Genomic DNA, 12,258 nt, shown 5'->3' with positions numbered 1-12,258 from the left:
CGTTCGTCGCGTCCGCCGCCGTCTCCCACGCGGACGGCTTGTTGGCCTGGACGACGGCGTAGCCGACGCCGCCGGCGACGGCCCGCGCACCGCCCCTCGGGGCCCCTCCTGTCCAGGGGCCGGTCAGGCCGCGACGGTGACCTCCGCCCCGGCCTCGGTCCGCCCGCCGCCCCCGGCCTCCTCGGAGACCGGCCGGCGCGTGCTCTTGAGCAGGACGACCAGCGCGGCGCTCACCACCGTGCCGACGACGATCGCCAGCAGGTACAGCAGCGGGTTGCCGATCAGCGGGATCACGAAGACACCGCCGTGCGGGGCGCGCAGCGTGCACTCGAAGGCCATCGACAGCGCGCCGGTGACCGCGCCGCCCGCCATCGCGGCCGGGATGACCCGCAGCGGGTCGGCCGCGGCGAAGGGGATCGCGCCCTCCGAGATGAAGGAGGCGCCCAGCACCCAGGCCGCCTTGCCGTTCTCGCGCTCGGTCCGGGTGAAGAGCCGGCCCCGTACGGCCGTGGCGAGCGCCATCGCGAGCGGCGGCACCATGCCGGCGGCCATCACCGCGGCCATGACCTTGAGCGAGCCCTCGTTGGGATGGGCGAGGCCGCCGACGGCGAAGGCGTAGGCGACCTTGTTCACCGGGCCGCCGAGGTCGAAGCACATCATCAGGCCGAGGACGACTCCGAGGACCACCGCGTTGGCGCCCGAGAGGCCCGAGAGCCAGTCGGTCAGCGCCTTCTGGAGGCTCGCGATCGGCTTGCCGATCACCAGGAACATCAGGAAGCCGACCACGATCGAGGAGAGCAGAGGGATCACGACCACCGGCATGATGCCCCGGAGGACCGCCGGGATCCGCACCCTCTGGATGGCGAGGACGGTGCCGCCGGCGACCAGGCCGGCGACGAGACCGCCGAGGAACCCGGCGTCGATCGTCAGCGCGACGGCGCCGCCGACGAAGCCGGGGACGAGACCGGGGCGGTCGGCCATGCCGTACGCGATGTAGCCGGCGAGCACCGGGACGAGGAAGCCGAAGGCCAGCCCGCCGATCTGGAACATCAGGGCGGCCCAGCCGTCGACCTGGCCCCAGGCGAAGTGCTCGGCGACGGACGGGGCCTTGTCGATGTCCCAGCCGCCGAGGGCGAAGCCGAGCGCGATGAGGAGGCCGCCGGCAGCGACGAACGGGACCATGTAACTGACCCCGGACATCAGCCACTTGCGGAGCTTGGTGGCGTAGCCCTCGTGCGGGTCGCCCGCGTTCTCGACGGGGGTGGGGGTGGGGGTGGGGGTGGAGGGGGAGGTCGCGGGGTGGGTGATCTCGCCGCGGGCGGCCTTGTCGCGGACCTCGGCGATCAGGGCGGCGGGGCGGTTGATGCCGGCCTTGACGCCGACGTCGACGGTGGGCTTGCCGGCGAACCGTTCCCTCTCCCGTACCGGCACGTCGTGCGCGAAGATCACGCCGTCCGCGGCGGCCACGGCCGCCGGGTCGAGCCGGGTGAACCCGGCGGACCCCTGGGTCTCGACGGCGAGCTCGACGCCGGCGGTGCGGGCGGCGTGTTCGAGGGCTTCGGCGGCCATGTAGGTGTGGGCGATGCCGGTGGGGCAGGACGTGACGGCGACGATCCGGAACGGGGTCTCTCCCCCACCCCGCCCCTTCCCGAAACCGGGGGTTTCCCCCGGGCCCCCGTCCACGGACGACTCGGCCGGCGGCTCGGCGGACTGCTCGCCGGACTGCTCGGCAGGCGGCTCCTGGCCCGGCGACTCGACAGGCTGCTCCTGCGCGGGCGGGGCCGCGGGCCGCTCCGGGGCAGGGGTATCGCCCGCGATCAGGGCGGCCGCCTCGGCGGCCGTGGTCGTGGTGCGGAGGGCCTGAGTGAAAGCCTCGTCCATCAGGTGGCGGGCCAGGGAGGAGAGGATGGTGAGGTGCGCGTCGTCGGCCCCGGCCGGGGCGGCGATGAGGAAGATCAGGTCGGCGGGGCCGTCCGGAGCGCCGAAGTCGATGCCCGCCGGGGAGCGGCCGAAGGCCAGGGTCGGCTCGGTGACGTGGGCGCTGCGGCAGTGCGGGATCCCGATGCCGCCGTCGAGGCCGGTCGGCATCTGGGCCTCGCGTGCGGCGACGTCCGCCAGGAAGCCGTCGAGGTCGGTCACCCGGCCCAGCGCGACCATGCGCTCGGCGAGCGAGCGGGCCGCCGCCTCCTTGGTGTCGGCGGACAGGTCGAGGTCGACCAGATCCGCGGTGATCAGGCTGCTCATCGCGGGCTCCCTTGCTCGCTGGGGTCGTTCACACCGCGCGGTACGCGGTGCGGGGGGACGTCGACGGCGCGGGGGCCCTGCGTGCCGCGGCCGGCACGCGGCGCGGCGCGCCGATCCGCCGTGGGCGCCGGGCTCATCGCCGGCTCCCCTCGAACGCCGAGGGCGTGCACATCACGCCGTACGCCGTCCGCGAGGGCGTCGACAGCGCGGGGGCCTTCAGCGGCGGTTACGGTGCTCATCGCCCGCTCCCCCGCTCGCCAAGGGCGTGCACGCCACGCCGTACGCCGTCCACGCCGGCGTCGACAGCACGGGGGCCTTCAGCGGCGGTTACGGTGCTCATCGCCCGCTCCCCTCGAACGCCAAGGGCGTGCACATCACGCCGTACGCCGTCCGCGAGGGCGTCGACGGCGCGGGGGCCCTGGGGGCCCCGATCCGGCGTGGGCGCCGGGCTCAGTCGCCGACTCCCCCGCCCGTCAAGGGCGTTCATGTCACGCCGTACGCCATCGCGTGCGGCCTCCGGCGTGGGCGCCGGGGTCATCGGCTGTTCACCCGCTCGGCGACGGTGTTCGCCTCGCGCAGTGCGCGGTTCAGGGGGACGTCCGTGGTCACCGTGACCGCGGATGGGGCGAGGTTCGCCGGGGTCGGCATTTGGCTGCCGGGGAGTTGGACGGCTGCCGCGCCGTGGGCGATCGCCGCCGCGAGGGCGGTGGGGCCCTCGCCGCCGGCCGCGAGGAAGCCGGCCAGGGAGGCGTCGCCCGCGCCGACGTCGGAGCGGACGACGGGGACGGCGGCGTGGCCGTACCAGATCCCGTCGGCGGAGACGAGCAACTGGCCGTCGGCGCCCAGGCTCGCGAGCACCGCGCCCGCGCCCGACACCCGGAGTTCCTCCGCCGCCTTCACCGCGTCACCGACGGTCGCCAGGGGCCGGCCGACCGCCTCGGCCAGCTCCTCGGCGTTCGGCTTGACGACGTCGGGGCGGGCGGCGAGGGCCGCGAGGAGGGACGGGCCCGAGGTGTCGAGGGCGATCCGGGCGCCCGCGCCGTGCGCGCGGGTGACCAGCTCGGCGTACCACTCGGGGGCCAGGCCGCGCGGCAGGCTGCCGCAGCAGGCGATCCACTCCGGAGCAGGATGATAGGAGCCGACCGAGGCGAGCAGGGTCTCGGACTCCTCCGCGCTCAGCTCCGGGCCCGGCGCGTTGACCTTGGTCAGCGTGCCGTCCGGTTCGGCGATCGCGATGTTGGAACGGGTGTGGCCGGCGACCGGGACCGGCGCGACCCTGATGCCCTGCGCCGCGAGGAGCTGGGCGACCAGCGCGCCGGGCGCGCCGCCGAGGGGGACGACGGCGACGGTGCGGTGCCCGGCGGCGGCGAGGGCACGGGAGACGTTGACGCCCTTGCCGCCCGGGTCCATCCGCTCGCCGGTGGCACGCAGCACCTCGCCGCGCTCCAGGGCCGGGACCTCGTAGGTCCGGTCCAGGGAAGGATTCGGGGTGACGGTGAGGATCATGTGCGTACGACGTCCGTTCCCGCGGCCTCGATCGCCGCCGCGTCCTCGGGGCTGAGCCCGCTGTCGGTGATGAGCAGGTCGACATCGGCGAGCGAGCCGAAGCGGGCGAAGTGCTCCTGGCCGTGCTTGGCCGAGTCGGCGAGCAGCACGACCCGGCGGGCGGAGGTCAGCAGGGCCCGCTTGACGGCCGCCTCGGCGAGGTCGGGGGTGGTGAGTCCGTGTGCGGGCGAGAAGCCGTTGGTGGCGAGGAAGGCGACGTCGGCGCGGATCTCCCCGTACGCCCGCAGCGCCCAGGCGTCGACGGCGGCGCGGGTGCGGTGGCGGACCCGTCCGCCGACGAGGTGGAGATCGATGCCGGGGTGGTCGGCGAGCCGGGCGGCGACGGGCAGCGCGTGGGTGACGACGGTCAGCGCGTGGTCGAGCGGGAACTCGGCGGCGAGGCGCGCCACCGTCGTGCCGGCATCGAGGACCACGCTGCCCTCCTGGGGGAGTTCGGCGAGGGCGGCGCGGACGATGCGGTCCTTCTCGTCCGCCGCGGTGGACTCGCGCTCGGCGAGGTCCGGCTCGAAGTCGAGCCGGCCGGCGGGGATGGCGCCGCCATGGACACGGCGGACGAGCCCGGCGCGGTCGAGGGCCTTCAGATCGCGCCGCACGGTCTCGGCGGTGACCTGGAACTCCTCGGCGAGGGAGAGCACGTCGACCCGGCCGCCCTCGCGGGCGAGACGGAGGATCGCTTGCTGGCGCTCGGGTGCGTACATGTGGGTTTACGTCCGTTCCATGCCCGAACCTGTGGTTTCAGGGCGAGGTTACGCCTGCGGGTCGGGAAAGTAAACGGAAACGGGCAGCTCGCGCTCGCGTGAGCTGCCGAGTTCCTCGTGCGACGCAGACGCCGAAGGGCCCCGGCGCCTGTGCGCACCGGGGCCCTTCGGCATGCCTGAGGAGAGCGTCAGCCCGCCAGTGCCGGTTCCTTCACCGGCTCCGTGGGCTCCACCGCGCCCTCGACGTGCTGCTTCGGCTTCGCCGGGAGCGCGAACATCACCAGGAAGATCACCGCCAGCACCAGCGCCGCCCAGCCCAGCGAGTTCTGGAACGCGTTCGTGAACGCCGCGCCCGTCTCCTCCGGCGCCTCCGCGAGCCGCTTCTCGTCGATCGCCCCGAAGAACACCACCGACACCAGACCGAGGCCCAGCGCGTTGCCCATCTGCCCGGTCGTGTTGATCAGACCCGAGGCCGAACCGGCGTGCTCCCGCGGCACCTCCGACAGCACCGCGTCCGTCAGCGGAGCAACGATCAGGCCCATGCCCAGACCCATCACCACCAGCGGCGCAATCATCTGCCAGGGCGCGATGCCCGTGCCGTAGCGGCCCGCCTCGAAGAAGTAGAGGAGGACGCCCGCCATCATCGTCAGGGCACCCCCCTGCAGGACCTTCCGGCCGAACCGCGGCACCAGCTTCTGGACCGACAGGCCCGCCGCCATCGAGACCGCGATCGAGAACGGCACACCGGTCAGACCCGCCTTCAGCGGGCTCCAGCCCAGGCCGATCTGCATGTAGAGCGTCCACACCAGGAAGAAAATGCCCATCACGACGCCGAAGGTCAACTGCACCGTGACACCCGCCGCGAAGCTGGCCACGCGGAACAACGACAGCTCGACGAGCGGCGAGCCGTCCTTCCGCGTCTTGTACTTCTCGTACGCGACCAGGGCGGCGAACACGAACAGGCTGCCCACCATCATCACGTGACCCCACACCGGCCAGCCCAGTTCGCGGCCGCGCGTCAGCGGGTAGATCAGCATCAGCAGCGCGACCGTCACCAGGACCACGCCGACCAGGTCGAGACGGAGCGCCTTGGGTGCCTTCGACTCGATGATGAAGCGGCTGCCCAGGAACAGGGCCGCGACGCCGACCGGCAGGTTGATCAGGAAGATCGGACGCCACTCCAGGCCCGCGATGTTCCACTGCGTCAGCAGCGCGCCGAGCAGCGGCCCCGAGACCGCGCCCAGACCGATGATCGCGCCGAACAGGCCGAACACCTTGCCGCGCTCGTGCGCCGGGAAGGTCACATGCACGATCGACAGCACCTGCGGCACCATCATCGCCGCCGCCACGCCCTGGAGCAGGCGCGAACCCACCAGCATCTCCGGGCTCGCGGCGAACCCGCACAGCGCCGAAGCGACCGTGAAGCCCGCCGTGCCCAGCAGGAACAGGCGCTTGCGGCCGTAGATGTCACCCAGCCGGCCGCCGGTGATCAGGCCCGCGGCGAACGCGAGCGCGTACCCGGCGGTGATCCACTGGATCGCGCCGAACGAGGCGCCCAGGTCCCGCTCGATGCTCGGGATCGCGATGTTGACGATCGTGGCGTCGACCAGGTCCATGAAGGCCGCGGTCATGACGATGGCGAGGGCGATCCAGCGCCTCTTGTCGGCGGGGGCCGCGGGAGCCGCGGGAGCCGTGGGGGCCGCGGGAGCCGCGGGAGCCGTGGGGGCCGCGGGAGCGGCGGGGGCCGTGGGAGCCGCGGGGGCCGCATCCAGGACGGCGTCGTGTGAACTCATGGGATGAACGTAGAGGTCATATAGGTCAGCTTGTGTCCTATATGGCGCGCATCCTGGAGAGCATGACGGACACACCGGCACGACTCCTGAATCTGCTGTCGCTCCTCCAGACCCCGCGGGAGTGGCCCGGCAGCGAACTCGCCGAACGGCTCTCCGTCTCGCCGCGCACCATCCGGCGGGACATCGACCGGCTCCGCGACCTCGGCTACCCCGTCGAGGCGACCCTGGGCGCCGTCGGCGGCTACCGCCTCGTCGCGGGGACCGCCATGCCGCCGCTGCTCCTCGACGACGAGGAGGCCGTCGCGATCGCCGTGGGGCTGCGGGCCGGCGCCGGGCACGCCATCGAAGGCGTCGAGGAGGCGTCCGTACGGGCGCTCGCCAAACTGGAGCAGGTGCTGCCGTCCCGGCTCCGGCACCGCGTCTCCACCCTCCAGAACGCAACGATCCCGCTGACCCGCGGAGACGGGGCCACCGTCGCGCCGCAGACGCTCACCGCGCTCGCGGGCGCGGTCACCGGACAGGAACGGCTGCGGTTCGGCTACCGCGCGGGCGACGGGACCGAGACCAAACGGCTCGTCGAGCCCTACCGGCTCGTGTCGACCGGGCGCCGCTGGTACCTCGTCGCCTACGACCTGGGGCGCGAGGACTGGCGGACCTTCCGGGTCGACCGGGTCAGCGAGCCGTTCCCCACGGGGGCGCGCTTCACGCCCCGGGAACTGCCGGCCGGAGACGCGGCGGCGTATCTCGAACTGTCGATGGCGCGGGCACAGCCGGAACTCGACCTGGACGTGAGCTTCGAGGCGCCGGCGGAGTTCGTGGCGGCGCGGCTGCCGGGGCATCTGGCGCCCGTGGCGGAGGGGGAGGGTGCCTGCCGGGTGCGGGTGCGCACCGCCGACTCCGTGGAGTGGCTGGCGCTGCGGCTGGCGCTGGTGGACGCGGGGTTCACCGTGCACGGGCCTGCGGCGCTGGTGGAGTACGTGGAGGAGTTGGCGGGGCGGTTGGGGGCGGCGGTGAGGTGAGCGGTGGGGTGGGGGGGGCGGGGGTGAGGTGGGGTGGGGTGGGTGCGGGGTGGTGGGTGGCGCGGGGGCCGTTCCGGGGGCCGTGTTCGGGACTGCATGATTTACGGCGCGGGGCTGCTACGGGGAGGGGCTGAACCCCTCGTTCCGCGCCACAAATCACGCTTTACGTCCCGAACACGGCCCCCTGCACGTCCCCCGCTCCCGTGGCCCTCGCCCCGTGGCTCCGCCCCAGTGACCAGCCCCACCGCGCCCCTCGACGGGGGGAAGCGGTGGGGCTGGGCGGGTGGGGTGGGTGCGGGCTCGCCGTCTAGGCCACCGCGTCGAAGCCCGTGTCGCGGGCCAGCTTCTTCAGTTCGAGCAGGGCGTGCTTCTCGATCTGGCGGATGCGCTCGCGGGTCAGGCCGTGTTCCTTGCCGACCTCCGTGAGGGTGCGCTCGCGGCCGTCCTCGATGCCGTAGCGCATGCGGATGATCGAGGCCGTGCGGTGGTCCAGCTTGTCGATGAGGTCGTCGAGCTCCTCGCTGCGCAGGAGGGTCAGGACGGACTGCTCCGGCGAGATCGCCGAGGTGTCCTCCAGGAGGTCGCCGAACTGGGTCTCCCCCTCGTCGTCCACCGACATGTTCAGCGAGACCGGGTCGCGCGACCAGTCCAGGACGTCGATCACGCGCTCGGGGGTCGAGCCCAGCTCGGCGGCGATCTCGGCGGGCTCCGGCTCGCGGCCGTGCTCGCGGTTGAACTCGCGCTGGACGCGGCGGATGCGGCCCAGCTCCTCCACCAGGTGGACGGGGAGCCGGATCGTGCGGGACTGGTCGGCTATGGAGCGGGTGATGGCCTGGCGGATCCACCACGTGGCGTACGTCGAGAACTTGAAGCCCTTCGCGTAGTCGAACTTCTCGACCGCGCGCACCAGGCCCGCGTTCCCCTCCTGGATCAGGTCGAGCAGGGGCAGCCCGCTGCGCGGATAGCGCCGGGCGACGGCGACGACGAGCCGCAGGTTGGACTTGATGAAGAGGTCCTTGGCACGCTCGCCCTCGGCGGCCAGCGCTTCCAGCTCCTCGCGGGTCGCCTCGGTCCCGGTCTCGCTCTCCCCGTCGAGGATCTGCTGGGCGTAGACGCCCGCCTCGATCGTCTGGGAGAGCTCGACCTCCTTGGCGGCGTCGAGCAGGGGCGTACGCGCGATCTCGTCGAGGTACATGCCGACCAGGTCGCGGTCGGCGATCTCCCCGCCCACGGCGCGAACGCTGCTTGCCCTGCCGCTGTCCCCGCGCGGGGCGGACGACTGACGACGGGCGACGGCACGGGTTGCCATGCGTGCTCCCTTGCTGAGTAGGTCGCGACACCCTTGCGGGTGCCCTGCATCCGACGGAAACAACGACTGGAATCAGGACAGAATTCCCACCCGGCGCGGGGATTTTCGCGATCATGCAGTATCCTGCGCGGCCGGCGACGGGGAGGGCGTACCGATGGGACCCACGGATGTGCAGGTCAGGGCGGGCACGGAGGGTGATCTGGGCGCCCTCACCACGCTCTACAACCACTATGTGCGTGAGACCGCGATCACATTCGACACGGAGCCCTTCACCCCGGAGCAGCGGCTCCCTTGGCTCCGCTCCCACCCTGAAGACGGCCCCCACCGTCTTCTGGTTGCCCAGGTGGCGGACGGGATCCTCGGTTACGCGACGAGCAGCGCCTTCCGGCCGAAGGCCGCGTACGCCACCTCTGTGGAGGTGAGCGTCTATCTCGCGCCGGAGGCGGGCGGCCGGGGCGTGGGGACGCTGCTGTACGAGGAGCTGTTCCGGGCCCTCGCGGCGGAGGACGTGCACCGGGCGTACGCGGGGATCGCGCTGCCGAACGAGCCCTCGGTGCGTCTGCACGCCCGCTTCGGCTTCCGCCCCATCGGGACGTACCGGGAGGTGGGGCGGAAGTTCGGGCGCTACTGGGACGTGGCCTGGTTCGAGAAGCGGCTCGGTTAGCCGAACTGGACCGAGCGCTTCGCCAGGCCCATCCAGAAGCCGTCGATGACGCTCCGCTGGCGGTCCAGGTCGCCGGCCGCGTCCGCCGCGCCCATGGTGACGAAAAGTGGCGCGAAGTGTTCGGTGCGGGGGTGGGCGAGCCGGCCGGCGGGTGACTTCGCCAGGAAGTCGAGCAGGGCGTCGACGTCGTGCGCGGCGAGCGCCTCCCGTCCCCAGGCGTCGAACTCGGCCGACCAGCCGGGCACTCCGGTGTGACGCAGCGCGGCCAGGTTGTGGGTGAAGAAGCCGCTGCCGACGATCAGGACGCCCTCGTCGCGGAGCGGGGCGAGCCGGCGGCCGATGTCCATGAGGCGGCGTGGGTCGAGGGTGGGCATCGAGATCTGGAGGACCGGGATGTCGGCCTCGGGGAACATCTCGACGAGGGGGACGTAGGCCCCGTGGTCGAGGCCCCGGTCGGGGATGTCCTGCACCGGGGTGCCGGGCGCGCGGAGCAGCTTGCGGACGGCTTCGGCGAGCGCGGGCGCGCCGGGGGCCGCGTACCGGACCTGGTAGTAGTGCTCGGGGAAGCCCCAGAAGTCGTACACGAGCGGCACGGTCTCGGTGGCGCCGAGCGCGAGCGGGGCCTCCTCCCAGTGGGCGGAGACCATGAGGATCGCCGTGGGGCGGGGCAGGTCCGCCGACCAGGCGGCGAGCTCGCCGGGCCAGACCGGGTCGTCGGCGAGCGGCGGGGCGCCGTGGGAGAGGTAGAGGGCCGGCATCCGTTCCTGTGGGGTGTTCACCACGACCTCCGCATGCTTGAAGATTCAAGTGAGAGGGTAACCGGATGTAGTTCAAGTTTCAAGGATTGGCCGTACCATGGATCTCATGACGGAACCCCGCTGGCTCAGCGACGAGGAACAGCGCGTCTGGCGCGCCTACCTCCACGCCACCACCCTCCTGGAGGACCATCTCGACCGCCAACTGCAGCGCGACGCCGGGATGCCCCACATCTACTACGGCCTGCTCGTGCAGCTCTCCCAGGCGCCGCGGCGCCGGATGCGCATGACGGAGCTGGCCAAGGACGTGAAGATCACCCGCTCCCGGCTCTCGCACGCCGTCGCCCGGCTGGAGAAGAACGGCTGGGTGGCGCGCGAGGACTGCCCCTCCGACAAGCGCGGCCAGTTCGCCACGCTGACGGACGAGGGGTACGAGGTGCTGCGCCGCACCGCGCCCGGCCATGTCGAGGCCGTGCGGCAGGCCCTCTTCGACCGGCTCTCCCCCGAGCAGGTCGAGCAGCTCGGCGCCATCATGCGGACCGTCGCCGAGGGACTCCAGCCCACGGGCCCGGACGCGGACCTGCCCTGGCTCCGCTGAGCCAGGGCAGGTGACGCGCCGGAGGGGGGTACGGCCCCGGAGGGGTCAGTGGGCGATCACCGGGACCTTCACCTCGTCCTGCGCGCCGGAGCCGGAGGCCGCCACGGTGCCCGTTCCCGGCCGTCCGGTGGTGATCAGGGTCACCGCCAGCGTCGCGGAGACGACCAGGATGCCGACCGCCCACCAGATCGCGGCCGAGTAGCCCTCGACCATGCCCTGGAGCTGGACCAGCTTCTGCGCCGCCGGGGTGGTCGCGCCCGCCGCGTGCGCGGTGAGGTAGGCGGTGGTCGCCGAGGCGGCGATCGTGTTCAGCAGCGCCGTACCGATGGCGCCGCCGACCTGCTGCGAGGTGTTGACCATCGCGGAGGCCACACCGGCGTCGCGCGGGTCGACCCCGTGCGTGGCCAGGGACATGGCCGGCATGAACGCCGTACCCATGCCGAGGCCGAGCAGCACCTGCGCCGGCAGGATCAGACCGGCGTACGAGGAGCCGACCTCCAGTTGCGTCAGGAGCAGCATGCCGACGGCGGCGGTGAGGAAGCCGGGACCCATCAGGAGCCGCGGCGGGACCCGGGTCATCAGCCGGGTGCCGATCTGGGTCGAGCCGACGATCATGCCCGCGATCATCGGGAGGAAGGCGAAGCCGGTCCTGACCGGCGAGTACCCCTTCACGACCTGGAGGTAGTAGGTCAGGAACAGGAACAGGCCGAACATCGCGATGACGGCGAGGCCGAGGGAGAGGTAGACCCCGCCCCGGTTGCGGTCGGTGACCACGCGCAGCGGCAGCAGCGGGGACTTCACGCGCGCCTCGACGGCCGCGAAGGCGAGGAGCAGGACGGCCGAGGCGACGAACAGGCCGATGGTCACGGCGTCCGACCAGCCGTCGGACTCGGCGCGGGTGAAGCCGTAGACCAGGGCGACCAGGCCGAGGGTGGACAGGACCACGCCGGGGACGTCGAGCGGGGCGCGGTTGCGGCCGCCGGCCGGCTCGCGGATCACGAAGTAGGCACCGGCCGCGGCGGCGACCGCGAACGGGATGTTGACGAAGAAGGTCCAGCGCCAGTCCAGGTACTCGGTGAGGACGCCGCCGAGGATCAGGCCCACGGCGCCACCGCCGCCGGCGATCGCCCCGTAGATGCCGAACGCCTTGGCGCGCTCCTTGGCGTCGGTGAACATCACCGCGAGCAGGGAGAGAGCGGCCGGGGCGAGCAGCGCGCCGAACGCGCCCTGGAGCGCGCGGGCGCCGAGCATCATGGCCTCGCCGCTCGCGGCGCCGCCGAGGGCGGAGGCCGCGGCGAAGCCGATCAGGCCGACCACGAAGGTCCGCTTACGGCCCCACAGGTCGGCGACGCGGCCGCCGAACAGGAGCAGACCGCCGAAGGCCAGCGCGTAGGCGGTGATGACCCACTGGCGGTTGCCGTCGGATATCCCCAGGTCCTGCTGGGCGGAGGGCAGCGCGATGTTCACGATGGTCGCGTCGAGCACGACCATCAACTGGGCGAGGGCGATGAAGAGCAGCGCTCTCCAGCGGCTGGGGTCGGCCTGGGCCGGCGGGGAGGACTCGGTTTTCGACATGGGGGTAGCCACCTCTTGGCGCGGAACGGTGAAAAAG

At 72.8% G+C, this 12,258-nt stretch carries 10 protein-coding genes; 3 read left to right on the top strand and 7 right to left on the bottom strand.

Going from position 1 to position 12,258, the window contains the following annotated elements:
* Positions 1-123: 123 nt before the first annotated feature.
* From ABZ135_RS36215 to ABZ135_RS36200, 4 genes are all read right to left on the bottom strand, one after another.
* Positions 124-2,244, bottom strand: a complete 2,121-nt coding sequence (locus ABZ135_RS36215) for a fructose-specific PTS transporter subunit EIIC (RefSeq protein ID WP_356702193.1) — start codon at positions 2,242-2,244, stop codon at positions 124-126.
* Positions 2,245-2,778: 534 nt separating this feature from the next.
* Positions 2,779-3,750 carry a 1-phosphofructokinase gene (gene pfkB / locus ABZ135_RS36210; protein ID WP_356702191.1) on the bottom strand — a complete coding sequence of 324 codons (972 nt, stop codon included), beginning with the start codon at positions 3,748-3,750 and terminating at the stop codon, positions 2,779-2,781.
* Positions 3,747-4,508, bottom strand: coding sequence for a DeoR/GlpR family DNA-binding transcription regulator (locus tag ABZ135_RS36205; protein WP_356702189.1), 762 nt, complete (start codon positions 4,506-4,508; stop codon positions 3,747-3,749). The genes pfkB and ABZ135_RS36205 overlap by 4 nt, the downstream gene beginning before the upstream one ends.
* Positions 4,509-4,696: 188 nt before the next feature.
* On the bottom strand, positions 4,697-6,301 hold the full coding sequence (locus ABZ135_RS36200) for an MFS transporter (RefSeq protein ID WP_356702187.1): 1,605 nt from the start codon (positions 6,299-6,301) through the stop codon (positions 4,697-4,699).
* A 62-nt stretch (positions 6,302-6,363) separates the two neighbouring features.
* Here ABZ135_RS36200 and ABZ135_RS36195 point away from each other — a divergent pair, with 62 nt between their 5' ends.
* On the top strand, positions 6,364-7,320 hold the full coding sequence (locus ABZ135_RS36195; protein ID WP_356702185.1) for a YafY family protein: 957 nt from the start codon (positions 6,364-6,366) through the stop codon (positions 7,318-7,320).
* A gap of 307 nt (positions 7,321-7,627) precedes the next feature.
* On the opposite strand, the gene ABZ135_RS36190 is transcribed toward ABZ135_RS36195, so the two are convergent.
* Positions 7,628-8,629, bottom strand: a complete 1,002-nt coding sequence (locus ABZ135_RS36190) for a sigma-70 family RNA polymerase sigma factor (protein WP_356702183.1) — start codon at positions 8,627-8,629, stop codon at positions 7,628-7,630.
* A gap of 154 nt (positions 8,630-8,783) precedes the next feature.
* Between ABZ135_RS36190 and ABZ135_RS36185 the strand changes: the two genes are divergently transcribed.
* Positions 8,784-9,293 (top strand): N-acetyltransferase family protein, encoded by a 510-nt coding sequence (locus ABZ135_RS36185; RefSeq protein WP_356702182.1) that lies wholly within the window; start codon positions 8,784-8,786, stop codon positions 9,291-9,293.
* Here the strand turns inward: ABZ135_RS36185 and ABZ135_RS36180 are convergent.
* Positions 9,290-10,075: a class III extradiol ring-cleavage dioxygenase gene (locus tag ABZ135_RS36180; protein ID WP_356702180.1), complete on the bottom strand. Its 786-nt coding sequence runs from the start codon at positions 10,073-10,075 to the stop codon at positions 9,290-9,292. The genes ABZ135_RS36185 and ABZ135_RS36180 overlap by 4 nt on opposite strands.
* 82 nt (positions 10,076-10,157) lie before the next feature.
* Here ABZ135_RS36180 and ABZ135_RS36175 point away from each other — a divergent pair, with 82 nt between their 5' ends.
* Positions 10,158-10,646: a MarR family transcriptional regulator gene (locus tag ABZ135_RS36175; protein ID WP_356702178.1), complete on the top strand. Its 489-nt coding sequence runs from the start codon at positions 10,158-10,160 to the stop codon at positions 10,644-10,646.
* A 45-nt stretch (positions 10,647-10,691) separates the two neighbouring features.
* On the opposite strand, the gene ABZ135_RS36170 is transcribed toward ABZ135_RS36175, so the two are convergent.
* Positions 10,692-12,221 carry an MFS transporter gene (locus ABZ135_RS36170; RefSeq protein WP_356702176.1) on the bottom strand — a complete coding sequence of 510 codons (1,530 nt, stop codon included), beginning with the start codon at positions 12,219-12,221 and terminating at the stop codon, positions 10,692-10,694.
* Between the last annotated feature and the right edge of the window lie 37 nt (positions 12,222-12,258).

Source organism: Streptomyces sp. NPDC006339, from assembly GCF_040612775.1.
Lineage (GTDB): Bacteria > Actinomycetota > Actinomycetes > Streptomycetales > Streptomycetaceae > Streptomyces.
Note: the sequence above shows the minus strand (reverse complement) of the source record. Positions and strands in the feature narration are given on the sequence as shown.